37 protein-coding genes are annotated in these 22,588 nt (G+C 68.0%); all 37 read left to right on the forward strand.

Going from position 1 to position 22,588, the window contains the following annotated elements:
- The first annotated feature begins 3 nt into the window (after positions 1–3).
- Positions 4–951 carry an aggregation-promoting factor C-terminal-like domain-containing protein gene (locus M1D56_RS03830; protein WP_421074720.1) on the forward strand — a complete coding sequence of 316 codons (948 nt, stop codon included), beginning with the start codon at positions 4–6 and terminating at the stop codon, positions 949–951.
- 1,070 nt (positions 952–2,021) lie between these two features.
- Positions 2,022–2,330 carry a 30S ribosomal protein S10 gene (gene rpsJ / locus M1D56_RS03835; protein ID WP_098409068.1) on the forward strand — a complete coding sequence of 103 codons (309 nt, stop codon included), beginning with the start codon at positions 2,022–2,024 and terminating at the stop codon, positions 2,328–2,330.
- An 8-nt stretch (positions 2,331–2,338) separates the two neighbouring features.
- Positions 2,339–2,998 carry a 50S ribosomal protein L3 gene (gene rplC / locus M1D56_RS03840; protein ID WP_271172387.1) on the forward strand — a complete coding sequence of 220 codons (660 nt, stop codon included), beginning with the start codon at positions 2,339–2,341 and terminating at the stop codon, positions 2,996–2,998.
- A gap of 5 nt (positions 2,999–3,003) precedes the next feature.
- On the forward strand, positions 3,004–3,663 hold the full coding sequence (rplD, locus tag M1D56_RS03845; protein WP_456284754.1) for a 50S ribosomal protein L4: 660 nt from the start codon (positions 3,004–3,006) through the stop codon (positions 3,661–3,663).
- Entirely contained in the window at positions 3,660–3,959 is a 300-nt protein-coding gene (gene rplW, locus M1D56_RS03850; RefSeq protein ID WP_271172385.1) for a 50S ribosomal protein L23, read from the forward strand. Before rplD ends, rplW begins: the two co-directional genes overlap by 4 nt.
- Before the next feature lie 24 nt (positions 3,960–3,983).
- Positions 3,984–4,823 (forward strand): 50S ribosomal protein L2, encoded by an 840-nt coding sequence (gene rplB / locus M1D56_RS03855; protein WP_271172384.1) that lies wholly within the window; start codon positions 3,984–3,986, stop codon positions 4,821–4,823.
- A gap of 11 nt (positions 4,824–4,834) precedes the next feature.
- Positions 4,835–5,116 (forward strand): 30S ribosomal protein S19, encoded by a 282-nt coding sequence (rpsS, locus tag M1D56_RS03860; RefSeq protein ID WP_147911206.1) that lies wholly within the window; start codon positions 4,835–4,837, stop codon positions 5,114–5,116.
- Between the two features lie 21 nt (positions 5,117–5,137).
- Positions 5,138–5,533, forward strand: a complete 396-nt coding sequence (rplV, locus tag M1D56_RS03865; protein WP_271172383.1) for a 50S ribosomal protein L22 — start codon at positions 5,138–5,140, stop codon at positions 5,531–5,533.
- Positions 5,533–6,294, forward strand: a complete 762-nt coding sequence (gene rpsC, locus M1D56_RS03870) for a 30S ribosomal protein S3 (RefSeq protein ID WP_271172382.1) — start codon at positions 5,533–5,535, stop codon at positions 6,292–6,294. Before rplV ends, rpsC begins: the two co-directional genes overlap by 1 nt.
- A complete protein-coding gene (gene rplP, locus M1D56_RS03875; protein WP_271172381.1) occupies positions 6,294–6,713 on the forward strand; it encodes a 50S ribosomal protein L16 in 420 nt (139 codons plus the stop codon). Before rpsC ends, rplP begins: the two co-directional genes overlap by 1 nt.
- The gene (gene rpmC, locus M1D56_RS03880; protein WP_271172380.1) at positions 6,713–7,027 is read left to right on the forward strand and encodes a 50S ribosomal protein L29; all 315 of its coding nucleotides are present in this window, start codon (positions 6,713–6,715) and stop codon (positions 7,025–7,027) included. Before rplP ends, rpmC begins: the two co-directional genes overlap by 1 nt.
- Positions 7,027–7,311, forward strand: coding sequence for a 30S ribosomal protein S17 (gene rpsQ, locus M1D56_RS03885; protein ID WP_271172379.1), 285 nt, complete (start codon positions 7,027–7,029; stop codon positions 7,309–7,311). Before rpmC ends, rpsQ begins: the two co-directional genes overlap by 1 nt.
- Positions 7,312–7,347: 36 nt before the next feature.
- Positions 7,348–7,716 (forward strand): 50S ribosomal protein L14, encoded by a 369-nt coding sequence (gene rplN / locus M1D56_RS03890; RefSeq protein ID WP_271172378.1) that lies wholly within the window; start codon positions 7,348–7,350, stop codon positions 7,714–7,716.
- A gap of 3 nt (positions 7,717–7,719) precedes the next feature.
- Positions 7,720–8,079 carry a 50S ribosomal protein L24 gene (gene rplX, locus M1D56_RS03895; RefSeq protein ID WP_271172377.1) on the forward strand — a complete coding sequence of 120 codons (360 nt, stop codon included), beginning with the start codon at positions 7,720–7,722 and terminating at the stop codon, positions 8,077–8,079.
- A 2-nt stretch (positions 8,080–8,081) separates the two neighbouring features.
- On the forward strand, positions 8,082–8,672 hold the full coding sequence (gene rplE / locus M1D56_RS03900) for a 50S ribosomal protein L5 (RefSeq protein WP_271172376.1): 591 nt from the start codon (positions 8,082–8,084) through the stop codon (positions 8,670–8,672).
- 150 nt (positions 8,673–8,822) lie between these two features.
- Positions 8,823–9,221, forward strand: coding sequence for a 30S ribosomal protein S8 (gene rpsH, locus M1D56_RS03905; RefSeq protein WP_271172375.1), 399 nt, complete (start codon positions 8,823–8,825; stop codon positions 9,219–9,221).
- A 7-nt stretch (positions 9,222–9,228) separates the two neighbouring features.
- A complete protein-coding gene (rplF, locus tag M1D56_RS03910; protein WP_271172374.1) occupies positions 9,229–9,765 on the forward strand; it encodes a 50S ribosomal protein L6 in 537 nt (178 codons plus the stop codon).
- 2 nt (positions 9,766–9,767) lie between these two features.
- A complete protein-coding gene (gene rplR, locus M1D56_RS03915) occupies positions 9,768–10,127 on the forward strand; it encodes a 50S ribosomal protein L18 (protein ID WP_271172373.1) in 360 nt (119 codons plus the stop codon).
- Complete coding sequence (gene rpsE, locus M1D56_RS03920) at positions 10,124–10,804, forward strand: 30S ribosomal protein S5 (protein ID WP_374727720.1); 681 nt, start codon at positions 10,124–10,126, stop codon at positions 10,802–10,804. Before rplR ends, rpsE begins: the two co-directional genes overlap by 4 nt.
- Complete coding sequence (gene rpmD / locus M1D56_RS03925) at positions 10,804–10,989, forward strand: 50S ribosomal protein L30 (protein WP_271172371.1); 186 nt, start codon at positions 10,804–10,806, stop codon at positions 10,987–10,989. The genes rpsE and rpmD overlap by 1 nt, the downstream gene beginning before the upstream one ends.
- Positions 10,989–11,450: a 50S ribosomal protein L15 gene (gene rplO, locus M1D56_RS03930; protein ID WP_271172370.1), complete on the forward strand. Its 462-nt coding sequence runs from the start codon at positions 10,989–10,991 to the stop codon at positions 11,448–11,450. Before rpmD ends, rplO begins: the two co-directional genes overlap by 1 nt.
- A gap of 110 nt (positions 11,451–11,560) precedes the next feature.
- Entirely contained in the window at positions 11,561–12,886 is a 1,326-nt protein-coding gene (secY, locus tag M1D56_RS03935; RefSeq protein ID WP_271172369.1) for a preprotein translocase subunit SecY, read from the forward strand.
- Complete coding sequence (locus M1D56_RS03940; protein ID WP_456284755.1) at positions 12,883–13,476, forward strand: adenylate kinase; 594 nt, start codon at positions 12,883–12,885, stop codon at positions 13,474–13,476. Before secY ends, M1D56_RS03940 begins: the two co-directional genes overlap by 4 nt.
- 47 nt (positions 13,477–13,523) lie before the next feature.
- Positions 13,524–14,324 carry a type I methionyl aminopeptidase gene (gene map, locus M1D56_RS03945; protein WP_456285263.1) on the forward strand — a complete coding sequence of 267 codons (801 nt, stop codon included), beginning with the start codon at positions 13,524–13,526 and terminating at the stop codon, positions 14,322–14,324.
- Positions 14,325–14,347: 23 nt separating this feature from the next.
- Complete coding sequence (locus M1D56_RS03950) at positions 14,348–15,037, forward strand: DsbA family protein (RefSeq protein ID WP_271172366.1); 690 nt, start codon at positions 14,348–14,350, stop codon at positions 15,035–15,037.
- A gap of 164 nt (positions 15,038–15,201) precedes the next feature.
- A complete protein-coding gene (gene infA, locus M1D56_RS03955) occupies positions 15,202–15,429 on the forward strand; it encodes a translation initiation factor IF-1 (RefSeq protein WP_156242004.1) in 228 nt (75 codons plus the stop codon).
- A gap of 73 nt (positions 15,430–15,502) precedes the next feature.
- The gene (rpmJ, locus tag M1D56_RS03960) at positions 15,503–15,619 is read left to right on the forward strand and encodes a 50S ribosomal protein L36 (RefSeq protein ID WP_005050492.1); all 117 of its coding nucleotides are present in this window, start codon (positions 15,503–15,505) and stop codon (positions 15,617–15,619) included.
- Positions 15,620–15,743: 124 nt separating this feature from the next.
- Positions 15,744–16,118: a 30S ribosomal protein S13 gene (rpsM, locus tag M1D56_RS03965; protein WP_271172365.1), complete on the forward strand. Its 375-nt coding sequence runs from the start codon at positions 15,744–15,746 to the stop codon at positions 16,116–16,118.
- Positions 16,119–16,146: 28 nt separating this feature from the next.
- A complete protein-coding gene (rpsK, locus tag M1D56_RS03970) occupies positions 16,147–16,545 on the forward strand; it encodes a 30S ribosomal protein S11 (protein ID WP_271172364.1) in 399 nt (132 codons plus the stop codon).
- A gap of 144 nt (positions 16,546–16,689) precedes the next feature.
- On the forward strand, positions 16,690–17,679 hold the full coding sequence (locus M1D56_RS03975) for a DNA-directed RNA polymerase subunit alpha (protein ID WP_271172363.1): 990 nt from the start codon (positions 16,690–16,692) through the stop codon (positions 17,677–17,679).
- Positions 17,680–17,714: 35 nt separating this feature from the next.
- Complete coding sequence (rplQ, locus tag M1D56_RS03980; RefSeq protein WP_456284756.1) at positions 17,715–18,293, forward strand: 50S ribosomal protein L17; 579 nt, start codon at positions 17,715–17,717, stop codon at positions 18,291–18,293.
- A gap of 117 nt (positions 18,294–18,410) precedes the next feature.
- The gene (locus tag M1D56_RS03985) at positions 18,411–18,878 is read left to right on the forward strand and encodes an S-ribosylhomocysteine lyase (RefSeq protein ID WP_271172439.1); all 468 of its coding nucleotides are present in this window, start codon (positions 18,411–18,413) and stop codon (positions 18,876–18,878) included.
- Positions 18,875–19,570: a 5'-methylthioadenosine/S-adenosylhomocysteine nucleosidase gene (gene mtnN, locus M1D56_RS03990; protein ID WP_271172361.1), complete on the forward strand. Its 696-nt coding sequence runs from the start codon at positions 18,875–18,877 to the stop codon at positions 19,568–19,570. The genes M1D56_RS03985 and mtnN overlap by 4 nt, the downstream gene beginning before the upstream one ends.
- Before the next feature lie 264 nt (positions 19,571–19,834).
- Positions 19,835–20,698: a tRNA pseudouridine synthase A gene (locus M1D56_RS03995; RefSeq protein ID WP_456284757.1), complete on the forward strand. Its 864-nt coding sequence runs from the start codon at positions 19,835–19,837 to the stop codon at positions 20,696–20,698.
- 104 nt (positions 20,699–20,802) lie between these two features.
- Positions 20,803–21,471 (forward strand): endonuclease/exonuclease/phosphatase family protein, encoded by a 669-nt coding sequence (locus M1D56_RS04000; protein WP_271172359.1) that lies wholly within the window; start codon positions 20,803–20,805, stop codon positions 21,469–21,471.
- Between the two features lie 170 nt (positions 21,472–21,641).
- Positions 21,642–22,088, forward strand: coding sequence for a 50S ribosomal protein L13 (rplM, locus tag M1D56_RS04005; protein WP_271172358.1), 447 nt, complete (start codon positions 21,642–21,644; stop codon positions 22,086–22,088).
- A gap of 33 nt (positions 22,089–22,121) precedes the next feature.
- The gene (gene rpsI, locus M1D56_RS04010; RefSeq protein ID WP_374727767.1) at positions 22,122–22,586 is read left to right on the forward strand and encodes a 30S ribosomal protein S9; all 465 of its coding nucleotides are present in this window, start codon (positions 22,122–22,124) and stop codon (positions 22,584–22,586) included.
- Positions 22,587–22,588 lie beyond the last annotated feature (2 nt).

Raw genomic sequence — 22,588 nt, forward strand, 5'->3', positions numbered from 1 at the left:
CGCATGGCCGAGCAGCTTCTCACCCCCTTCCCCCGCCCGAACCACCTCGTGCTCCTCCGTCAGGAGAAGGAGCGCCGCCGCCGTCGCCGCTGGGCGATCGGGTCGGCTCTCGCGCTGTGCCTCTCCGCCGCGGGCGGGAGCGTCGCCGCGGCCGCTGTCGAGCTGACGCCCGTGCCGCGCACCGCGCAGGAGGTCACGGCCGCGGCGACGGTCGACACCGCGGCGCGGACGGCGACCGAGGCCCTCGACGCCGCGCAGCAGGCGATCGACGAGGCGCACCCCTCGGTCGACACGGCGCAGCTCGAGAAGTACGTCGCGACGCTCGACGCCTCCGACAAGCTCCCCGTCGTGACGGTGCTCGCCGCGGCCGAGGACGCCGAGGCGGAGACCGACGAGGTCGTCGCCGAGACCGCTGCCGCCGAGAAGGCCGACGCCGAGCGCAAGGCCGCCGAGGAGAAGGCCGCGGCCGAGAAGGCCGCCGCGGAGAAGGCTGCCGCCGAGAAGGCGGCCGCAGAGCAGGCCGCGGCGGAGCAGCGCGCCGCGGAGGAGCAGGCCGCGGCGGAGCAGCAGGCGGCGGAGGAGCAGGCTCAGCAGGAGCAGGCTGCTCCCGCGCCTCAGCCCGCGCCCCAGGCGCCGGCGGTGCCGTCGGGCAGCGCGCAGGAGATCGCACGGCAGATGGCGGCCGACCAGTACGGCTGGGGCGACGGCGAGTTCGCGTGCCTCGTGTCCCTCTGGGACAAGGAGTCGGGATGGTCGTCGACCGCCCAGAACCCGTCGAGCGGCGCCTATGGCATCCCGCAGGCGCTCCCCGGCGACAAGATGGCGTCGTTCGGCGCGGACTGGGCGACGAACCCGGCCACCCAGATCGCGTGGGGCCTGAGCTACATCGCGGGCACCTACGGCACCCCGTGCGGCGCGTGGGGTCACTCCCAGTCCGTCGGCTGGTACTGAGCGGCACGAGGCTCGCTCGGCGGGCGGGGCTGGCGTGTGGGGCAGCCGCGCTTCGAACGGACGCCGGTTCGTCGCGAATCGCGGCAAGCGGATGAGCATCCTCGAGGCGGATCGGCCTACGGCATCGGAGCACGGATCCGCCACCTTGGCCGTGTCTCACCTGGCGTGGGAATCGAGGGCCCATAGCCGCTGCGAGTGAGACACCCACCTGGTGGTGTCTCAGGCGGTGCCACCGGTGTCTCAATCGTCGCTGGAATCGTGCCCGGATGGCCACCGAAACCGAGACATGCCCCGCAGTGCGTGAGACATCCATCCGTCCGTGTCTCACTCGTCGCTGGAATGGCGACCGAATGGCCGCCGAAACCGAGACATGCCCCGCAGCGCGTGAGACATCCATCCGTCCGTGTCTCACTCGTCGCTGGAATGGTGACCGGATGGCCGCCGAAAGTGAGACATGCCCGCATCGGCCGTGCTACCACCCCCATCCGTGTCTCACTCGTCGCTGGAATGGTGACCGGATGGCCGCCGAAACCGAGACATCCCCCGCAGCACGTCGGCGACCCACTCGTCCGTGTCTCACTCGTCGCCGGAATGACGAGCGGATGGCCGCCGAAAGTGAGACATGCAGGAGGGGGCGCGACCGCCCCGGCAGCCCGGAGACGGGGCACCCGGAGGGGTGCGCGACGAACCTGAACGCCTGCCCGGGATCCCTTGCGGCACAACGGCCCGGGGCGCGACACGCCCGGGTTGCGACGACGGCGTCGGGGATGGCAGAATAGACAGGTTCCACATTCCGGCGTGCGCTTCGGCGCGCCAGCCGGATCACTGCCAGGGCAGTGCATAGGCGGCGCCTCGAGCGCAGAGACCTAGGCCGCGGGCAGCAGAACACACACAACCCCACCTCCCCTCCCGGGGAGAAGTGCGGCTGCGGTCGTCTCCGGACGGCCGATTGACAGCAGAACAGTGGTGCAGCATGCGCCGTCCTCGGGCGGCCTCGATGTGCCGAAGGCGCGCCAGCGCCGCAGTGCGTCCAATGCCCGAGAGGTACGACGCGGAAAGAGAGACAGACAATGGCGGGACAGAAGATCCGCATTCGCCTGAAGTCGTATGACCACGAGGTCATCGACACGTCGGCGCGCAAGATCGTCGACACGGTGACCCGTGCCGGCGCTCAGGTCGTCGGCCCGGTGCCGCTCCCGACGGAGAAGAACGTCGTGTGCGTCATCCGATCGCCTCACAAGTACAAGGACAGCCGCGAGCACTTCGAGATGCGCACCCACAAGCGCCTCATCGACATCGTCGACCCGACCCCCAAGGCGGTCGACTCGCTCATGCGTCTGGACCTCCCTGCTGACGTCAACATCGAGATCAAGCTCTGAGGTTCGACATGGCTGACATCAACAACAAGGTTTCGAAGGGTCTGCTCGGCACCAAGCTCGGCATGACCCAGGTCTGGAACGAGAACGGCAAGCTCATCCCCGTCACGGTGATCGAGCTCGCTCCGAACGTGGTCACGCAGATCCGCTCGGTCGAGAAGGATGGCTACAACGCCGTCCAGATCGGCTACGGGCAGGTCGACCCCCGCAAGGTGAACAAGCCCCTCACGGCCCACTTCGAGGCCGCCGGCGTGACGCCCCGTCGTCACCTCACCGAGATCCGCACTGCGGACGCCGCCGACTACACCCTGGGCCAGGAGCTCACGGTGGACGGCGTGTTCGAGGCCGGCCAGCTGGTCGACGTCGTCGGCACCAGCAAGGGCAAGGGCACCGCGGGTGTCATGAAGCGCCACAACTTCAAGGGCGTCTCGGCTTCGCACGGTGCGCACCGCAACCACCGCAAGCCCGGTTCGATCGGCGCGTCGTCGACCCCGAGCCGCGTCTTCAAGGGCATGCGCATGGCCGGCCGCATGGGCGGCGAGCGCGTGACCGTCCTCAACCTCACGGTTCACGCCGTCGACGCCGAGAAGGGTCTGCTGCTCGTCAAGGGCGCCGTCCCCGGTGCGCGCGGCCGGATCGTCTTCGTCCGCAACGCTGTGAAGGGAGCCTGAGGCACATGGCTGACTCGACTCTCGCTCTCGACGTCCTCGGCACCGACGGCAAGAAGACCGGCACGGTCGAGCTTCCCGCTTCGGTGTTCGACGTCAAGACGAACATCCCGCTGATCCACCAGGTCGTCGTCGCGCAGCTCGCGGCGGCTCGCCAGGGCACCCACTCGACCAAGCGTCGCGGTGAGGTCTCGGGCGCCGGCCGCAAGCCCTTCAAGCAGAAGGGCACGGGCAACGCCCGCCAGGGCTCGATCCGTGCGCCGCACATGACCGGCGGTGGCATCGTCCACGGTCCGAAGCCGCGCGACTACTCGCAGCGCACCCCCAAGAAGATGATCGCCGCCGCCCTCGCGGGCGTGCTCAGCGACCGCTTCCGCGGCGGACGCCTGCACGTCGTCGACGCGTTCGGCACCGAGAAGCCCTCGACGAAGGCCGCTGCGCAGTTCCTCGCGCAGGTCACCTCGTCGAAGAAGGTCCTCGTCGTGCTCGACCGCACGGACGACTTCGGCTGGCTGAGCGTGCGCAACCTGCGCAACGTCCACGTCCTGGCCGCTGACCAGCTCAACGCCTACGACGTGGTCACCTCCGACGACGTCGTGTTCACGAAGGCCGCGATCGACGCGTTCATCGCGCAGAAGACCGGCGCCACCCAGGAGGTCTCGGCATGACCGCTCTCAACAAGGACCCGCGCGACGTCATCATCGCGCCGGTCGTCTCGGAGAAGAGCTACGGCCTGATCGACGAGGGCAAGTACACGTTCATCGTGGACCCCCGCTCGAACAAGTCGGAGATCAAGCTCGCGATCGAGAAGATCTTCGACGTGAAGGTCGCCTCGGTGAACACGATCAACCGCGTCGGCAAGGCACGCCGCACCCGCTTCGGCACGGGCAAGCGCAAGGACACCAAGCGCGCCATCGTGACCCTCAAGTCGGGCACCATCGACATCTTCACGGCTGTCGCCTGAGACGGCCAGGAGGAATAGAGAGAAATGGCTATTCGCAACTACAAGCCCACGACCCCGGGTCGCCGCGGCTCGTCGGTGGCTGACTTCGCAGAGATCACGCGCTCGACGCCCGAGAAGTCGCTGCTCCGCCCGCTCGCCAAGACGGGTGGCCGCAACAACCAGGGCCGCATCACGACGCGTCACATCGGCGGTGGCCACAAGCGCCAGTACCGTGTGATCGACTTCCGTCGCAACGACAAGGACGGGATCAACGCGAAGGTCGCTCACATCGAGTACGACCCCAACCGCACCGCGCGCATCGCGCTCCTGCACTACTTCGACGGCGAGAAGCGCTACATCCTCGCGCCCGAGAAGCTCCGTCAGGGCGACATCGTCGAGTCGGGCTCCGGCGCCGACATCAAGCCCGGCAACAACCTGCCGCTGCGCAACATCCCCACCGGTACGGTCATCCACGCGATCGAGCTCCGCCCCGGCGGCGGCGCGAAGCTGGCCCGTTCGGCGGGCGCCTCGGTGCGTCTCGTCGCCAAGGACGGCCCCTACGCGCAGCTCCGTCTGCCCTCGGGCGAGGTCCGCAACGTCGACGCACGCTGCCGCGCCACCATCGGCGAGGTCGGCAACGCCGAGCAGTCCAACATCAACTGGGGCAAGGCCGGCCGCAAGCGCTGGAAGGGCGTCCGCCCGACCGTCCGCGGTGTCGCGATGAACCCGGTCGACCACCCGCACGGTGGTGGTGAGGGCAAGACCTCCGGTGGTCGCAACCCCGTCACGCCGTGGGGTCAGCCTGAGGGCCGCACCCGTCACGCGAACAAGGAAAGCGACAAGCTCATCGTTCGTCGTCGTAACGCCGGCAAGAAGCGCAAGTAGGAGTCAAGAAGATGCCACGCAGTCTGAAGAAGGGCCCCTTCGTCGACGAGCACCTGCTTCGCAAGGTTGTCTCGCAGAACGAGGCGGGTACCAAGAACGTCATCAAGACCTGGTCGCGCCGTTCGATGATCATCCCCGCCATGCTGGGACACACCATCGCCGTGCACGACGGTCGCAAGCACATCCCCGTGTTCGTGACCGAGACCATGGTCGGCCACAAGCTGGGCGAGTTCGCGCCCACCCGCACCTTCCGCGGTCACGTGAAGGACGACAAGAAGGGCCGTCGCCGCTAAGGCGACCGAGAGGAGAGAGAAATGGTGGAGTCCATCGCACGTGTGCGACACATCCGCGTGACCCCTCAGAAGGCTCGTCGTGTCGTGGCCCTCATCAAGGGCAAGCAGGCCCAGGAGGCTCTCGCGATCCTCAAGTTCGCGCAGCAGTCCGCCTCGGAGCCCATCTACAAGCTCGTCGAGTCGGCGATCGCCAACGCGCAGGTCAAGGCCGGCAACGCCGGTGAGTACCTCAACGAGCAGGACCTGTACGTGAAGAACGCCTTCGTGGACGAGGGGACGACGCTCAAGCGCTTCCAGCCCCGTGCACAGGGCCGCGCGTTCCAGATCAAGAAGCGCACGAGCCACATCACGGTCGTGCTCTCGACCCCGGAGGTCGCCGAGGCGGCCGCTGCGGGCAACAAGAAGGCGAGCAAGTAATGGGACAGAAGGTAAACCCGTACGGCTTCCGCCTCGGCATCACCACGGACCACGTCTCGCGCTGGTTCTCTGACTCGACCAAGCCGGGTCAGCGGTACGCCGACTACGTGGCCGAGGACATCAAGATCCGTCAGCTGCTCACCACGTCGCTCGACCGCGCCGGCGTGAGCAACATCGAGATCGAGCGCACCCGCGACCGCGTGCGCGTCGACATCCACACCGCGCGTCCGGGCATCGTCATCGGCCGCCGCGGTGCGGAGGCCGAGCGCATCCGCGGTGAGCTCGAGAAGCTCACGGGCAAGCAGATCCAGCTGAACATCCTCGAGGTGAAGAACCCCGAGGCCGACGCTCAGCTCGTCGCGCAGGGTGTCGCCGAGCAGCTCAGCGCCCGCGTGGCCTTCCGCCGCGCGATGCGCAAGGGCCTGCAGGGTGCGCAGCGCGCCGGCGCCAAGGGCGTCCGGATCCAGGTCTCGGGCCGTCTCGGCGGCGCCGAGATGAGCCGCTCGGAGTTCTACCGCGAGGGCCGTGTGCCGCTGCACACGCTCCGCGCGAACATCGACTACGGCTTCTACGAGGCGAAGACCACCTTCGGCCGCATCGGCGTGAAGGTCTGGATCTACAAGGGCGACCTCACCAACAAGGAACTCGCGCGTGAAGAGGCTTCGCGTAAGCCCTCCTCGCAGCGCGACCGTGGCGGCCGTCGTGGCCCGCGTCGCAACGACGCCGAGGCAGCGCCGGTCGCGGAAGGAGCGTCGGCGTAATGCTCATCCCCCGCAAGGTCAAGTACCGCAAGCAGCACCACCCCAAGCGCGACGGCCAGGCCACGGGTGGCACGAAGGTCAGCTTCGGCGACTTCGGCATCCAGGCGCTCACGCCCGCGTACGTGACGAACCGTCAGATCGAGGCAGCTCGTATCGCCATGACGCGTCACATCAAGCGTGGCGGAAAGGTGTGGATCAACATCTACCCCGACCGTCCGCTCACGAAGAAGCCCGCCGAGACCCGAATGGGCTCCGGTAAGGGCTCGCCCGAGTGGTGGGTCGCAAACGTCAAGCCGGGTCGCGTCCTCTTCGAGGTCGCCGGTGTCAACGAGCAGCTCGCCCGTGAGGCACTGACCCGAGCAATCCACAAGCTGCCTCTCAAGGCACGCATCATCAAGCGCGAGGAGGGCGACGCGTAATGGCGATCGGCACCAAGGAGCTCGCCCCCAAGGAGCTCGACACGTTCGAAGACCAGCGCCTCGTCGAGGAGCTGCGCAAGGCCAAGGAAGAGCTGTTCAACCTGCGCTTCCAGTCGGCCACCGGCCAGCTGGAGAGCCACGGCCGCATCCGTGCGGTCAAGCGCGACATCGCGCGTCTCTACACCGTGATCCGCGAGCGCGAGCTCGGGATCCGGGCGACGCCGGCTCCGGTCGAGACGAAGGCCAAGAAGACCAAGGCGAAGAAGGCGGACAAGGCGGAGACGCCGGCTGCCGCCGAGGGAGAGGCTGAGTGATGGCCACCGAGAACAAGACCGAGGAGACCGCCGAGCGCGGCTACCGCAAGTCCGTCCGCGGCTACGTCGTGAGCGACAAGATGGACAAGACGATCGTCGTCGAGGTCGAGGACCGCGTGAAGCACCCCCTCTACGGCAAGGTCATCCGTCGCACGAAGAAGCTCAAGGCGCACGACGAGCAGAACACCGCCGGCATCGGCGACCTCGTGGTCATCAACGAGACCCGCCCGCTGAGCGCCACCAAGCGCTGGCGCCTGGTCGAGATCCTCGAGAAGGCCAAGTAAGCCCTCCGGGGCTCGCTTGGAACCAAGGAGTAAGAAGTGATTCAGAACGAATCCCGCCTCAAGGTCGCTGACAACACCGGCGCCAAGGAGCTGCTCACCATCCGCGTGCTCGGCGGCTCGAACCGCCGCTACGCGGGTCTCGGTGACACGATCGTCGCCACCGTCAAGGACGCGATCCCCGGCGGCAACGTGAAGAAGGGCGACGTGGTCAAGGCCGTCGTCGTCCGCACTGTCAAGGAGACGCGCCGTCCCGACGGCTCGTACATCAAGTTCGACGAGAACGCCGCCGTCATCCTGAAGAACGACGGGGAGCCCCGCGGCACCCGCATCTTCGGGCCCGTCGGCCGCGAGCTTCGTGACCGCAAGTTCATGAAGATCGTCTCGCTCGCACCGGAGGTGCTGTAACTCATGGCGAAGATCAAGAAGGGCGACCTCGTCCAGGTGATCTCCGGCGCCAAGCCCGAGCGCGGTGGAGACCGCGGCAAGCAGGGCAAGGTGCTCGAGGTCGTGGACGGCGGCAACCGCGTCGTCGTCGAGGGCGTCAACTACATCACGAAGCACAACCGCGTCGGCCAGACGCAGCGCGGCACGAAGACCGGCGGCATCGAGACCCTCGAGGCCCCCATCCACGTGTCCAACGTCGCGCTCGTCGACCCCGAGACCAAGAAGCCGACCCGCGTCGGGTTCCGTCTCGAGGAGCAGGTCAAGGACGGCGTCAAGAAGACTGTTCGCGTGCGCTACGCGAAGAAGTCGGGTAAGGACATCTGAGAATGAGCACGGATACCGCTGCGCAGACTGGCAAAATCCAGCCGCGTATGAAGCAGGTCTACCGGGACGAGATCCGTCAGAAGCTGCAGGACGAGTTCGGCTACGCGAACCCGATGCAGGTTCCCGGCCTCGTCAAGGTGGTCGTGAACACGGGTGTCGGCGAGGCCGCTCGCGACAGCAAGGTCATCGAGGGCGCGGTCGCAGACCTCACCGCCATCACCGGCCAGAAGCCTGTCGTCACCAAGGCGAAGAAGTCGATCGCTCAGTTCAAGCTGCGCGAGGGCCAGGCCATCGGCGCGCACGTCACCCTCCGCGGTGACCGCGCGTGGGAGTTCCTGGACCGTCTCATCTCGCTCGCCCTGCCCCGCATCCGCGACTTCCGCGGCCTGTCGCCGAAGCAGTTCGACGGCAACGGGAACTACACCTTCGGTGTCACGGAGCAGTCGATCTTCCACGAGATCGACCAGGACAAGATCGACCGCGTCCGCGGCTTCGACATCACCATCGTGACGACCGCGAAGACGGATGACGAGGGTCGCGCGTTCCTGCGCCACCTGGGATTCCCCTTCGTGGGCAAGAACGAGCAGGCCTGATACACTAGGGCGTTTGCTTCATGCGTTTCGCCCCCGCGGCCGCGCCGCGGGGGCGTCTCGTGTGAAGGCACACAATCGAACATCGCAGGTCATCGAAGGTCGTCTGTCGTGTAACGGCAGCCGAAACCTCATGAACAAAGGAATCGTCATATGACAATGACAGACCCGGTCGCAGACATGCTGACCCGTCTGCGCAACGCGAACTCGGCGCACCACGACTCCGTGTCGCTGCCGTCGAGCAAGCTGAAGACGCACATCGCCGACATCCTCAAGCAGGAGGGCTACATCTCGGCGTGGGAGGAGACCGACGCGCGCGTCGGCAAGACCCTCACGCTGACCCTCAAGTACGGCCCGAACCGCGAGCGCTCCATTGCGGGCATCAAGCGCGTCTCGAAGCCCGGTCTCCGCGTGTACGCGAAGTCGACCGAGCTCCCGCGCGTGCTCGGCGGACTCGGCGTCGCCATCCTGTCCACCTCCAGCGGTCTCCTCACCGACCGCCAGGCCGAGCAGAAGGGCGTGGGCGGAGAAGTTCTCGCCTACGTGTGGTGATCGAACCATGTCGCGTATCGGACGTCTTCCCATCGACATCCCCGCCGGCGTCACCGTGACGGTCGACGGGTCGCAGGTTGCGGTCAAGGGCCCTAAGGGCGAGCTCGCCCTCGAGGTCGCGAAGCCCATCGAGGTCAAGGTCGAGGAGAACCAGGTTCTCGTCACCCGCCCCGACGACGAGCGTGAGTCGCGTGCCCTGCACGGCCTCACCCGCACCCTCATCTCCAACAACATCATCGGCGTGACCCAGGGCTACACCAAGGGCCTCGAGGTCGTCGGCACGGGTTACCGCGTCGCCCAGAAGGGCTCGTCCGTCGAGTTCGCTCTCGGCTTCTCGCACCCGGTCGTCGTCGAGCCGCCGGCCGGCATCACGTTCACGGTCGAGGGCAACAACAAGCTCACCGTCAGCGGCATCGACAAGCAGGCCGTCGGCGAGGTGGCTGCCAACATCCGCAAGATCCGCAAGCCCGAGCCGTACAAGGGCAAGGGTGTGCGCTACGCCGGCGAGGTCGTGCGTCGCAAGGCCGGAAAGGCTGGTAAGTAATCATGGCTGTGAAGTCGAAGTCCGTCGCGCGCTCGCGTCGCCACACTCGCCTTCGCAAGAAGGTCGTGGGCACCGAGGCGCGCCCCCGTCTCGTCGTCAACCGCTCTGCGCGCCACGTGTTCGTGCAGCTCGTCGACGACAGCAAGGGCATCACGCTCTTCAGCGCGTCGACGCTCGAGACCGACCTCCGTTCGTTCGAGGGTGACAAGACCGCCAAGGCCCGCAAGGTCGGCGAGCTCGTCGCCGAGCGCGCGAAGGCCGCCGGCATCAACGACGTCGTGTTCGACCGTGGAGGCAACCGCTACGCCGGTCGTGTCGCCGCGATCGCGGATGGCGCCCGTGAGGGAGGCCTGAACCTGTGAGTGAGAACAAGGAGACCGAAGTGACCACCGAAGCCGCTGCTCAGGCAGCGCCCGAGCAGACCGAGGAGCGCCGCGAGCGCGAGCCTCGCCGCGGCGGTCGCGAGCAGCGCGGCAACAGCCGTGACCGCAACAGCCGCGGCAACGACAGCCAGTTCCTCGAGCGCGTCGTCACGATCAACCGCGTGTCGAAGGTCGTCAAGGGCGGTCGTCGCTTCAGCTTCACCGCGCTCGTCGTCGTCGGCGACGGCAGCGGTGTGGTCGGCGTCGGCTACGGCAAGGCCCGCGAGGTGCCCCTGGCCATCTCGAAGGGCGTCGAGGACGCGAAGCGCAACTTCTTCCGCGTGCCCCGCGTCGGCAGCACCATCCCGCACCCCGTGCAGGGTGAGGCGGCCGCCGGCGTCGTCCTCCTCCGTCCGGCCGCTGCCGGTACCGGTGTCATCGCGGGCGGCCCCGTCCGCGCCGTCCTCGAGTGCGCGGGCATCCACGACGTGCTCTCGAAGTCGCTCGGCTCGTCGAACACGATCAACATCGTGCACGCGACCGTCGAGGCGCTGAAGCAGCTCGAGGAGCCCCGTGCGGTCGCCGCGCGTCGCGGTCTCGACTTCGACCAGGTGGCTCCGGCTCGTCTCGTGCGCGCGGAGGCCGAGGCCGCCGCTACCGCAAAGGCAGGTGCGTGATGGCTGCGCGTCTCAAGGTGACCCAGATCAAGTCCAAGGTGAGCGAGAAGCAGAACCAGCGCGACACGCTGCGCAGCCTCGGCCTCAAGCGGATCGGCGACTCGGTCGTCCGTCCCGACGACGCTCAGACGCGCGGCTACGTCCGCACCGTCGCTCACCTCGTGAACGTTGAGGAGATCGACTGATGGCTGAGACCAACGAGCAGCGCCCCGGCGTGCTGAAGGCCCACCACCTCCGTCCCGTCCCGGGCGCCAACACCGCGAAGACCCGCAAGGGCCGTGGTGAGGGCTCGAAGGGCAAGACGGCCGGTCGTGGCACCAAGGGCACGAAGGCCCGCAACACCGTGCGCGTCGGCTTCGAGGGTGGGCAGATGCCGCTGCACATGCGCACCCCGAAGCTCCGCGGCTTCAAGAACCCGTTCCGCGTCGAGTACCAGGTCGTGAACCTGGACAAGCTCGCGGAGCTCTACCCCCAGGGTGGCGACGTGACCGTCGCCGACCTCGTCGCCAAGGGCGCCGTTCGCAAGAACGAGAAGGTCAAGCTCCTGGGCAACGGCGACATCTCGGTCGCGCTCAACGTGTCGGTGGACAAGGTCTCCGGCTCGGCTGAGCAGAAGATCGTCGCCGCCGGCGGCAGCATCAAGTAACACCCCGCGAAAGGGCCGGAGGCGAGAGCCTCCGGCCCTTTCCGTTACTCTGGACATCGGTGCGCCTTCTCTTCGCGGCCCACCACTCCATTCCACTGGGAGGCTCTTCCTTGTTCAGCGCTATCGCGCGGATCATCCGCACGCCCGATCTGCGGCGGAAGATCGGCTTCACGCTCGGGATCATCGCCGTGTACCGCTTCGGCGCGCACATCCCCGCACCGTTCGTCAACTTCCCGAACGTGCAGAGCTGCATCGATCAGACGTCGGGCACGCAGGGCCTGCTCTCCCTCGTCAACCTCTTCTCCGGTGGCGCGCTCCTGCAGCTGTCGATCTTCGCGCTGGGCGTCATGCCCTACATCACCGCGACGATCATCACGCAGCTGCTGCGCGTGGTCATCCCGCACTTCGAGACCCTCTACAAGGAGGGCCAGGCGGGCCAGGCCAAGCTCACGCAGTACACGCGCTACCTGACGATCGCGCTCGCGCTCCTGCAGTCGACCACGCTCATCACCGTCGCGCGCAGCGGCCAGCTGTTCGGGGTCACCGGTGTCCCCGAGTGCGAGAACGTGCTGACCAACGACGCCTGGTGGGCGCAGCTGCTCGTCATCATCACGATGACCGCCGGCACCGGCCTCATCATGTGGTTCGCCGAGCTCGTCACCGAGCGCGGCGTGGGCAACGGCATGTCGCTGCTCATCTTCACGTCGATCGCCGCGACCTTCCCGGCCGCGATGTGGGCCATCTGGCAGGCGAACGGCTTCGAGATCTTCCTCCTCGTGCTCGCGGTCGGCATCGTCGTCGTCGCGGCCGTGGTGTTCGTCGAGCAGTCCCAGCGGCGCATCCCGGTGCAGTACGCGAAGCGGATGGTCGGACGCCGCACGTACGGCGGCACGAACACGTACATCCCGATCAAGGTCAACATGGCGGGCGTCGTGCCGGTCATCTTCGCCTCGTCGCTGCTGTACATCCCGTCGCTCGTCGCGCAGTTCAACTCCACGCCCGACGCCGAGGGCAACCTGCCCGGCTGGGTCACGTGGATCAACAGCTACCTGACGACAGGCGACCACCCGCTGTACATGCTGGTGTACTTCCTGCTCATCATCGGGTTCACCTACTTCTACGTCGCGATCACGTTCAACCCCGTCGAGGTCGCCGACAACATGAAGAAGTACGGCGGCTTCATCCCCGGGATCCGGGCCGGCCGCCCCACCGCCGAGTACCTCGACTACGTGCTCACGCGCATCACGCTCCCGGGCTCGCTGTACCTCGGCCTCATCGCTCTCATCCCGCTCATCGCCCTCGCGACGGTCGGCGCCAACCAGAACTTCCCGTTCGGGGGCGCGTCGATCCTCATCATCGTCGGTGTGGGACTCGAGACCGTGAAGCAGATCGACGCGCAGCTCCAGCAGCGCCACTACGAAGGACTCCTCCGATGACAGCCCGTCTCCTCATCGTCGGCCCCCAGGGCTCCGGCAAGGGCACGCAGGGCGTGCTCGTCGCCGAGGCGTTCGGCATCCCCGTGGTGTCGACCGGCGACATCTTCCGCGCCAACATCAAGCAGGGCACCGAGCTCGGCCTCAAGGTCAAGGCGATCACCGACGCCGGCGACCTCGTGCCCGACGAGGTCACGAGCGAGATCGTGCGCGACCGCCTCTCGCAGGACGACGCCCAGGGCGGCTTCCTGCTCGACGGCTACCCGCGCAACACGACGCAGGTCGGCCACCTCGACGCGTTCCTCGCGGAGCGCGGCGAGAGCCTCGACGCCGTGATCCTCCTCGACGTCCCGCGCGACGAGTCCATCGCGCGCATCGCGAAGCGCGCCGAGGAGCAGGGCCGCAGCGACGACACGGAGGAGGCGATCGCGAAGCGCCTCGACATCTACGAGTCGGAGACCGCGCCCATCGTCGACGTGTACGCCGAGCGCGGCATCGTCGACCGCATCGACGGCGTCGGCACGCTCGACGAGATCACGGCGCGCATCTTCGCCGCCCTCGAGGCCCGCGGCCTCGTGCGCGTGGCTGCCTGAGCGTGTTCCGCCGCTCGCCCTACAAGAACGCCGCGCAGCTGCGGGCGATGATCGAGCCCGGACTGATCACGGCCGCCTCCCTCGAGGAGGTGCGCCGGATCATCCGCCCGGGCATCACGACCGCCGAGCTCGACGCCGCCGCCCACCGCGTCATCGTCGAGCGCGGTGCGCGCTCGAACTTCCAGCTCGTCCGCGGGTACCGCCACACGACGTGCATCTCGGTCAACGAGCAGGTCGTCCACGGGATCCCGGGTGAGCGCGTGCTCGAGCCCGGCGACATCGTGTCGATCGACAGCGGCGCCGAGACGAAGGACGGATGGAACGGCGACTCCGCCATCACGATCGTCGTGCCCGGGGGAGATGCGGATGTCGTCGCGCGCCGCGAGGAGCTCTCTCGCGTGACCGAGGGCTCGATGTGGGCGGGGATCGCCGCCCTCGCCTCCGCGGCGCACCTCGGCGAGGTGGGCGCAGCCATCCAGGACCACATCGAGGCGAACCCGCTCTCGTGGACCGGGCAGCCCGCCGGCATCCTGCGCGACTACGTCGGCCACGGCATCGGCCGCAAGATGCACGAGGCGCCCTCGATCTTCAACTACCGCACGAGCGACCGCGGCGCGGATGTGCGCCCCGGGCTCACCGTGTGCATCGAGCCGATGATGACCTCCGGATCGGAGGAGGTCTTCGTCGAGGACGACGACTGGACCGTGTCGACCGTCGACGGCAGCGACGGCTCCCACTGGGAGCACAGCGTCGCCGTGCATGATGACGGCATCTGGGTCCTCACCGCGCCCGACGGCGGAGCCGCTGCTCTCGCCGCGTTCGGCGTGACCCCTCACCCCATCGCCTGACACCCCGGAGAAGAACTGACGTGATGATGGCAGCCCCTGGCAAGAAGACGAACTGGTTCGCGATCATCATCTCGCTGGTCGTCGTGGTCGCCGTCGTCGGCGTCGGCGCGCTCGTCGTGACGATGAACAACGCCGCGACCGCTCCCGCCGAGGCGCCCGCCGCGGGCGTCGTCAACGAGGAGACCGGGGGAGTGAGCCTCGGCGACGGGCCGAACGTCATCGAGGAGTACGTCGACTTCATGTGCCCCTTCTGCGGGGACTACTGGGCGGGCTACAGCGACTACGTGAGCGAGAAGGTGAAGTCGGGCGACGTCACGCTCGTCATCCACCCCATCTCGATCCTCGACAACGCGTCGATGGGCACGAAGTACTCCACGCGCGCCGCGAGCGCCGCGTACTGCGTCGCCGAGACGAACCCCGACGCGTTCTACGCCTACGTCGACCGCCTCTTCGAGAAGCAGCCGGCCGAGTCGACCGAGGGCCTCACGAACGACCAGCTCGTCGAGTACGCGTCGCAGGTCGGCGCGGGCGACGCCGCGTCGTGCATCCAGGGCGAGGAGTACGCCGACTACGTCGCCGAGCGCACGCCCGAGACGCCGCTCGCGGAGGGCGCCACCGGCATCTCGACGCCGACGATCGTCGTCAACGGCGAGGTCGTCTCGCTCACGCTCCAGGGCCCCGAGACCGACCTCGAGCCGCTCCTCACGAAGTAGCAGGGGAGCGCCGGGTGCGACACGCCGAGTTGCCGACACGCCCGACGTGACCTAACATAGATCTTTGGTGCCTTGCGCCTCATCTCGGCGTGTCGTCTCGACGAACCCGGCATCACCATCCAACCACCGCAGACCGACCGGTCTGCAGCTACGCGAGCGAGGATATGGCGAAGAAAGACGGAGTCATCGAGTCCGAGGGGACCATCGTCGAGGCGCTGCCGAACGCGATGTTCCGTGTCGAGCTCGACAAGCCCGCTGGGCACAAGGTGCTCGCAACGATCTCCGGGAAGATGCGGCAGAACTACATCCGCATCATCCCCGAAGACCGTGTGGTCGTGGAGCTGAGCCCCTACGACCTGACGCGCGGCCGCATCGTCTACCGCTACCGCTGACCGGTCGAGAAGTAACGACCGGCGGCCGTCGCGCGCGACGACGCCGGTACGAAGACAGCGAACAGGAAGCATCATGAAGGTCAACCCCAGCGTCAAGCCGATCTGCGACCACTGCAAGGTGATCCGCCGTCACGGCCGCGTCATGGTCATCTGCAAGAGCAACCCGCGCCACAAGCAGCGCCAGGGCTGAGCTCCTCTCGAAGACCCACAACTGAATTCAGGCAGGATCAGAACCCGCTCGGCGGGGGACACCTCGGGGCGGAGGCCCGGGCACCGATCCTGCTCCACACCTCCACAATCATCAGGAGAACCGCATGGCACGTCTTGCCGGCGTCGACATCCCGCGCGACAAGCGCGTGGTGATCGCACTCACGTACATCTACGGCGTTGGCCGTACCCGCTCGAACGAGATCCTCGCCGCCACCGGTGTCAGCCCCGACATCCGCGTGAAGGACCTCTCCGACGACCAGCTCGTCGCGCTGCGCGACTACATCGAGGGCAACTACAAGGTTGAGGGTGACCTCCGCCGCGAGGTCGCCGCCGACATCCGCCGCAAGGTCGAGATCGGCTCCTACGAGGGTCTCCGCCACCGTCGTGGTCTCCCGGTCCGCGGTCAGCGCACGAAGACCAACGCGCGTACGCGCAAGGGTCCCAAGCGCACCGTCGCCGGTAAGAAGAAGGCCCGCTAAGGCGCGCGGATAGGTTTAGGAGAAAACCATGGCTGCACCGAAGACTGCCGCGCGCAAGCCGCGCCGCAAGGAGAAGAAGAACATCGCGCTGGGCCAGGCCCACATCAAGTCGACGTTCAACAACACGATCGTCTCGATCACCGACCCGTCCGGCGCCGTGATCAGCTGGGCCTCGTCGGGTGGCGTGGGCTTCAAGGGCTCGCGCAAGTCGACGCCGTTCGCCGCCGGCCTCGCCGCCGAGTCGGCTGCGCGTCAGGCGCAGGAGCACGGCGTCAAGAAGGTCGACGTGTTCGTGAAGGGTCCGGGCTCGGGCCGCGAGACCGCGATCCGCTCGCTCCAGGCCGCCGGCCTTGAGGTCGGCTCGATCCAGGACGTGACGCCGCAGGCTCACAACGGCTGCCGTCCGCCGAAGCGTCGCCGCGTCTGAGAACGTCTTCGCCGGGGTGCTCGTTCGAGCACCCCGGCGCATTCGCCGTTCAACGCCCGGCGCGAGCTGGGTCCCGAGTACAACTCAAGACCTCTCATCATCGCAAGTGTCATATAGCGGGCACTTGATCGAAAGGAACACATAGTGCTCATCGCACAGCGTCCGACCCTCACCGAGGAGAAGATCTCCGAGTTCCGCAGCCGGTTCGTCATCGAGCCCCTGGAGCCCGGCTTCGGCTACACGATCGGCAACGCGCTCCGTCGCAGCCTCCTCTCGTCGATCCCCGGCGCGGCTGTCACGAGCATCCGCATCGACGGCGTGCTGCACGAGTTCAGCACGATCCCCGGCGTGAAGGAGGATGTCACCGAGATCATCCTCAACATCAAGCAGCTGGTCGTCTCGAGCGAGCGCGACGAGCCCATCACCGCGTACCTGCGCAAGACGGGTGCCGGCGAGGTCACGGCCGCAGACATCTCGGCCCCGGCCGGCGTCGAGGTCCACAACCCCGAGCTCGTCATCGCGACGCTCAACTCGGACGCGAAGTTCGAGCTCGAGCTCACGATCGAGCGCGGCCGCGGCTACGTGTCGGCGACGCAGAACCGCAACGAGTACGCAGAGGCGGGTCAGATCCCCGTCGACTCGATCTACTCGCCCGTCTACAAGGTCAGCTACCGCGTCGACGCCACCCGTGCCGGTGAGCGCACCGACTTCGACAAGCTGATCCTGGACGTCGAGACGAAGGCGTCGATCGCGCCCCGCGACGCCGTCGCGTCGGCCGGCCGCACGCTGGTCGAGCTGTTCGGCCTCGCTCGCGAGCTGAACGTCGAGGCCGAGGGCATCGAGATCGGCCCCGCGCCGGTCGAGACCGTCCTCTCGAACGAGCTGTCGATGCCCATCGAGGACCTCGACCTGTCGGTCCGCTCGTACAACTGCCTCAAGCGCGAGGGGATCAACACGGTCAGCGAGCTCGTCGCCCTCTCGGAGACGCAGCTCATGAACATCCGCAACTTCGGTCAGAAGTCGGTCGACGAGGTGCGCGACAAGCTCGTCTCGCTCGGTCTGTCGCTGAAGGACTCGGTGCCCGGCTTCGACGGCACCGGCTTCTACAGCGGCTACGACGAAGAGTCCCTCTGACCCGACTTCCTGTCCTGATACTGGAGTAACAAGAAATGCCCAAGCCCACGAAGGGTGCCCGCCTCGGCGGCGGCCCGGCCCACGAGCGCCTGCTTCTCGCGAACCTCGCAGCGGCTCTGTTCACCCACAAGTCGATCAAGACCACGGAGACGAAGGCGAAGCGCCTCCGCCCCCTGGCTGAGCGCCTCATCACCAAGGCCAAGCGCGGCGACCTCCACGCGCGCCGCACCGTGCTCTCCGTGATCGGTGACAAGGAAGTCGTGCACGTCCTGTTCAACGAGATCGCTCCGCTCGTCGCGGACCGCGAGGGTGGCTACACGCGCATCACCAAGGTCGGCAACCGCAAGGGCGACAACGCTCCCATGGCCGTGATCGAGCTCGTCCTCGAGCCCGTCACGCCGAAGGCGAAGACATCCGCGTCGAAGCCCGCCGCGCCGGCTGAGCCCGCCGCTCCCGTCGCCAACGCGAACGAGGACGAGGCCGCCGAGCCCGCCGAGGTCGAAGAGGCCGGCGTCGCCGCGGAGGACACCGCCGGCGAGGCTCTCGTCGACAACGAGGCATCGGACGAGGAGGCGGCCGAGGAGGCCGACGCTCCCGAGGCCGAGTCGAAGTAAGCACTTCGTGCCCGCGCAGCGCCCCGCACCGGATGGTGCGGGGCGCTTCGCTGTGCTCGGGCGGGGGATGGCCCGGGCCGGTGCGCGTAGGCTCGGAGGGTGACTGAAGCGCCCCGCATGAACGTCGAGTCGTTCAACCTCGACCACCGCATCGTGTCCGCGCCGTACGTGCGCCTCGCCGACCGCAAGCAGCTGCCGGCGGGCGACGTCATCGTGAAGTACGACGTCCGCTTCGCGCAGCCGAACGTCGCGCATCTCGAGATGCCGACCATCCACTCGATCGAGCACCTCTTCGCCGAGAAGAGCCGCAATCACTCGGATCGCGTGATCGACTTCTCGCCGATGGGGTGCCAGACCGGCTTCTACCTCATCCTTCAGGGCGAGCCCGCGTACGAGGAGGTCCTCGCGCTCGTCGAGGCGACCCTCCGAGACATCCTCGAGGCGACCGAGGTGCCCGCCGCGAACGAGACGCAGTGCGGATGGGGCGCGAACCACACCCTCGAGGGCGCCCAGAGCGCCGTCCGCGACTTCCTCGCGCAGCGCGACGCGTGGGCGACCGTCTTCGCGCCGGGCGCGAGCGCATGACGACCGTCGTCGTCCAGGTCGCGATGGACGAGGAGGCACAGCCCTTCCTCGACGCGGCCAGCGAGGTGAGCGAGCCGGTCCGCATCGCGCGCGCCGAGCACCGCGGCGTCGTCGTCGACGGCCGCACGTTCGTGCTCGTGCGCTCGGGCATCGGCATGGTCAACGCGGCGGATGCCGCGGTCGGCGCCCTGCATCGGTACGGCGACGACGTGCTCCTCGTCTCGGCCGGGTCGGCCGGTGGCCTCGCCGCCGACGTCGAGGTCGGGGACGTGTTCGTCGGGATGGACTACGTCAACGTCGAAGCGGATGCCCGTGCATTCGGCTACGAGGCGGGCCAGGTCCCGGGGATGCCCGCGAGCTACGCGCCTGACCCGCTCGCCGTCGCCGCTCTCACCGCATCTGCGCCGGACGGCGTGCGCGTGCGCGGCGGCGGCATCGGCTCGGGGGAGAAGTTCGTCACGGTCGAGATCGCCCATCGTCTCCGCGAGGTCTTCCCGGGCATCCACGTCGTGGACATGGAGACCGCGGCCATCGCGCAGACGGCCTTCAACCACGGCGTCCGCTTCGTGTCGGTGCGTGCGATCAGCGACCTCTGCGCCCCCGACGGCACCGAGTTCCTCACGCACGTCGATGACGCCGCGGAGCGGTCGGCGAAGGCGGTGCTCGCGGCGCTGCCGCAGCTCGTCGGCTAGGCGCCGGTCCGTTCGGGTCGCAGTTGTCGTCCCTATTGGCGGTTTCTGGGACGGTTTTCGCGACCTGGGCGAGGCGCCATCTGTTCGGGTCGCGGTTGTCGTCCGTATCGGCGGTTTCTGGGACGGTTTTCGCGACCTGGGCGGCGGACCGGGCCGGTGGGGCGGCCGGGTGGTGCGTGTCCCTGGCGGTGCCGCGGCCCTGGAAGGACGTCGCCGGCTCCCGGCCGCGAAAGAGCGCCCGCCGCGCCCCGATATCCTGAACCGATGCGGCGCATCCGGCTCGACATCGCGTACGACGGCACGAACTTCCGAGGATGGGCCCGGCAGCCGGGGCTCCGCACCATCCAGGGCACGCTCGAGGCGGCGCTCACGCGGATCGCGAGCTCGCCCGTGCAGCTCGTGGTCGCAGGGCGCACCGACGCCGGCGTGCACGCGACCGGGCAGGTCGCGCACGCCGACATCGACGACGTCCAGTGGGAGCGGATGACGCAGCGTCGACGCAACGCCCCCGAGGTCGACGACCCGATGGAGCCGGTCGCGCGTCGCCTCATGGGCGTGCTCGGCCAGTACTCCGATGTCGCCGTGAACCGCGTGTCGACCGCGCCCGAGGGATTCGACGCGCGCTTCTCCGCGACGTGGCGCCGCTACGCGTATCGCATCGCCGACCAGGTCGTCGGCTACGACCCCATGGAGCGCCACCGCACGACGACCGTCCGCGCGGAGCTCGACGTCGCCGCGATGGACGAGGCCGCGCGCGGACTCGTCGGACTCTGGGACTTCGCCGCGTACTGCAAGCCGCGACCCGAGGCCACGACCATCCGCACGCTCCTCGAGTTCGACTGGCGTCGTGACGACGACGGCGTGCTCGTCGCGAACGTCCGCGCCGACGCGTTCTGCCACTCGATGGTGCGCGCGCTCGTCGGCGCGTGCGTCGCTGTGGGGGAGGGCAAGCTCACCGCCGAGCACCTCCGCATCATCCGCGACGGACTCGAGCGCACGAACGAGTTCAAGGTGCTCGCCGCGCGCGGCCTCACGCTCACCGAGGTCGGCTATCCGGCCGACGACCAGCTCGCGCAGCGGGCGGAGCAGACGCGCAACCGGCGCGACGCCGACGAGGTCGGCGGCTGACGCGCGAGCGGATGGCGGCCGAGCGGATGGCGGCCGGCTCGCGTCCAGGACACGCGCGCGCAACCCATAGCATCCGCACGTTCGGCGGGCATACCGTGGGCGGCATGAGAGTCATCTCGTACAACCTCCGCAAGCACGCCGCGGCCGCGGAGCTCGAGCACCTGGTCGATCGGTGGGAGGCGAACGTCCTCTGCCTGCAGGAGGCCGACACGACCGACCTCCCCGAGCACGTCGCGGGCCTCCGACTCGCGAAGGCGACCGAGCGGAACCGGCTCGGCCTCGCGCTCTACTACCGCGAGAACATGTTCCGCCTCGAGGACGTCGTCGTGCTCTCGCTCAAGCGCTCGCTGCACGACATCCTCCTGAAGCCCGCCCACGAGCGACTCCTCGGAGCGCGGATGTTCGACATCGACGCCGGGCGTGAGGTGATCTTCGCGTCGTTCCATGCGGCTCCGCTCACCGCACTCAACTCGCTCCGGCGTCACCAGATCCGCTCGGCGCTGGGTGCGCTCCAGCGCCTTGGTCCGGGCCTCCCGACGCTCATGGTTGGCGACTACAACTACCCCGTCTTCAAGGAGCGGCTGCACGAGCGGATCAAGGGCCACGGCTACGACCTGACCCTGAGCGACGCCCGCACCTACACGCGGTATCGGTTCTTCCGGGGGCACTACGACTTCGCGACGTCCGCCGGGCTGACGATCGACGACATCACGACGCTGCCGCAGGGCGCGAGCGATCACCTGCCCATCCTCGTCAGCGCGAGCTATCGCTGACGACCGCTTTTGGCCATCCGCACCCTCATCGGTTAGGATTGCTCTTTGGTGCCCGTCTCGGGCGCCGCGAACGTGAGCCCTCCACCGCAGGTGATGGCCGGCATCGACCGGTCAAACCGCCCGGAGCGGGATTCACGAACGTCTCCGTTCGAACAGAAAGCAGCACTACTGTGACGCGCACTTACAGCCCGAAGGCCGGTGAAGCCCAGCGCGAGTGGCTCGTGATCGACGCCACCGACGTCGTTCTCGGCCGCCTGGCCTCGCACGCCGCCGCCCTCCTCCGCGGCAAGCACAAGGCGACCTTCGCTCCCCACATGGACATGGGCGACTTCGTCATCATCGTGAACGCCGACAAGGTCGCGCTCACCGGTCAGAAGCTCCAGCAGAAGAAGGCCTACCGTCACTCGGGCTTCCCGGGCGGCCTCAAGTCGGTCACCTACGCCGAGCTCCTCGAGAAGAACCCGGTTCGCGCTGTCGAGAAGGCAGTCCGCGGCATGCTCCCCAAGAACACCCTTGGTCGCGAGCAGCTCGCCAAGCTGAAGGTGTACGCCGGTGCCGAGCACCCGCACGCCGCTCAGCAGCCCAAGACGTACACCCTCGACCAGGTCGCCCAGTAAGCGGCGTTTAAGGACTTCATCGTGGCGAACGAAATCGAAAACGACATCCAGAACTACTCGACCGAGACGCCGGCGAACGACGTCGTCGTGGCCGAGCGCCCCGTCGTGAGCGTCCCCGGTGCTGCCGTGGGCCGTCGCAAGCAGGCCATCGCCCGCGTGCGCATCATCCCCGGCTCGGGCTCCTTCACGGTCAACGGCCGCACCCTCGAGGACTACTTCCCGAACAAGCTGCACCAGCAGCTCATCACGGACCCCTTCACGGTGCTCAACCTCAACGGCGCCTACGACGTGATCGCCCGCATCAACGGCGGCGGCCCCTCGGGCCAGGCCGGCGCGCTGCGCCTCGCGATCGCCCGTGCCCTCAACGAGGTCGACCGCGAGAACAACCGCCCGACCCTCAAGAAGGCCGGCTTCCTCACGCGCGACGCTCGCGTCATCGAGCGCAAGAAGGCCGGTCTCAAGAAGGCCCGCAAGGCTTCGCAGTTCTCGAAGCGCTGAGG

It is taken from the genome of Microbacterium sp. JZ101, assembly GCF_053903175.1.

Excerpts from the sequence above, each read along its gene's own strand:
- M1D56_RS03830 (WP_421074720.1), top strand. The coding sequence starts at position 4 with ATGGCCGAGCAGCTTCTCACCCCCTTCCCCCGCCCGAACCACCTCGTG.
- rpsJ (WP_098409068.1), top strand. The coding sequence starts at position 2,022 with ATGGCGGGACAGAAGATCCGCATTCGCCTGAAGTCGTATGACCACGAG.
- rplC (WP_271172387.1), top strand. The coding sequence starts at position 2,339 with ATGGCTGACATCAACAACAAGGTTTCGAAGGGTCTGCTCGGCACCAAG.
- rplD (WP_456284754.1), top strand. The coding sequence starts at position 3,004 with ATGGCTGACTCGACTCTCGCTCTCGACGTCCTCGGCACCGACGGCAAG.
- rplW (WP_271172385.1), top strand. The coding sequence starts at position 3,660 with ATGACCGCTCTCAACAAGGACCCGCGCGACGTCATCATCGCGCCGGTC.
- rplB (WP_271172384.1), top strand. The coding sequence starts at position 3,984 with ATGGCTATTCGCAACTACAAGCCCACGACCCCGGGTCGCCGCGGCTCG.
- rpsS (WP_147911206.1), top strand. The coding sequence starts at position 4,835 with ATGCCACGCAGTCTGAAGAAGGGCCCCTTCGTCGACGAGCACCTGCTT.
- rplV (WP_271172383.1), top strand. The coding sequence starts at position 5,138 with ATGGTGGAGTCCATCGCACGTGTGCGACACATCCGCGTGACCCCTCAG.
- rpsC (WP_271172382.1), top strand. The coding sequence starts at position 5,533 with ATGGGACAGAAGGTAAACCCGTACGGCTTCCGCCTCGGCATCACCACG.
- rplP (WP_271172381.1), top strand. The coding sequence starts at position 6,294 with ATGCTCATCCCCCGCAAGGTCAAGTACCGCAAGCAGCACCACCCCAAG.
- rpmC (WP_271172380.1), top strand. The coding sequence starts at position 6,713 with ATGGCGATCGGCACCAAGGAGCTCGCCCCCAAGGAGCTCGACACGTTC.
- rpsQ (WP_271172379.1), top strand. The coding sequence starts at position 7,027 with ATGGCCACCGAGAACAAGACCGAGGAGACCGCCGAGCGCGGCTACCGC.
- rplX (WP_271172377.1), top strand. The coding sequence starts at position 7,720 with ATGGCGAAGATCAAGAAGGGCGACCTCGTCCAGGTGATCTCCGGCGCC.
- rplE (WP_271172376.1), top strand. The coding sequence starts at position 8,082 with ATGAGCACGGATACCGCTGCGCAGACTGGCAAAATCCAGCCGCGTATG.
- rpsH (WP_271172375.1), top strand. The coding sequence starts at position 8,823 with ATGACAATGACAGACCCGGTCGCAGACATGCTGACCCGTCTGCGCAAC.
- rplF (WP_271172374.1), top strand. The coding sequence starts at position 9,229 with ATGTCGCGTATCGGACGTCTTCCCATCGACATCCCCGCCGGCGTCACC.
- rplR (WP_271172373.1), top strand. The coding sequence starts at position 9,768 with ATGGCTGTGAAGTCGAAGTCCGTCGCGCGCTCGCGTCGCCACACTCGC.
- rpmD (WP_271172371.1), top strand. The coding sequence starts at position 10,804 with ATGGCTGCGCGTCTCAAGGTGACCCAGATCAAGTCCAAGGTGAGCGAG.
- rplO (WP_271172370.1), top strand. The coding sequence starts at position 10,989 with ATGGCTGAGACCAACGAGCAGCGCCCCGGCGTGCTGAAGGCCCACCAC.
- M1D56_RS03940 (WP_456284755.1), top strand. The coding sequence starts at position 12,883 with ATGACAGCCCGTCTCCTCATCGTCGGCCCCCAGGGCTCCGGCAAGGGC.
- map (WP_456285263.1), top strand. The coding sequence starts at position 13,524 with ATGATCGAGCCCGGACTGATCACGGCCGCCTCCCTCGAGGAGGTGCGC.
- M1D56_RS03950 (WP_271172366.1), top strand. The coding sequence starts at position 14,348 with ATGATGGCAGCCCCTGGCAAGAAGACGAACTGGTTCGCGATCATCATC.
- infA (WP_156242004.1), top strand. The coding sequence starts at position 15,202 with ATGGCGAAGAAAGACGGAGTCATCGAGTCCGAGGGGACCATCGTCGAG.
- rpmJ (WP_005050492.1), top strand. The coding sequence starts at position 15,503 with ATGAAGGTCAACCCCAGCGTCAAGCCGATCTGCGACCACTGCAAGGTG.
- rpsM (WP_271172365.1), top strand. The coding sequence starts at position 15,744 with ATGGCACGTCTTGCCGGCGTCGACATCCCGCGCGACAAGCGCGTGGTG.
- rpsK (WP_271172364.1), top strand. The coding sequence starts at position 16,147 with ATGGCTGCACCGAAGACTGCCGCGCGCAAGCCGCGCCGCAAGGAGAAG.
- rplQ (WP_456284756.1), top strand. The coding sequence starts at position 17,715 with ATGCCCAAGCCCACGAAGGGTGCCCGCCTCGGCGGCGGCCCGGCCCAC.
- M1D56_RS03985 (WP_271172439.1), top strand. The coding sequence starts at position 18,411 with ATGAACGTCGAGTCGTTCAACCTCGACCACCGCATCGTGTCCGCGCCG.
- mtnN (WP_271172361.1), top strand. The coding sequence starts at position 18,875 with ATGACGACCGTCGTCGTCCAGGTCGCGATGGACGAGGAGGCACAGCCC.
- M1D56_RS03995 (WP_456284757.1), top strand. The coding sequence starts at position 19,835 with ATGCGGCGCATCCGGCTCGACATCGCGTACGACGGCACGAACTTCCGA.
- M1D56_RS04000 (WP_271172359.1), top strand. The coding sequence starts at position 20,803 with ATGAGAGTCATCTCGTACAACCTCCGCAAGCACGCCGCGGCCGCGGAG.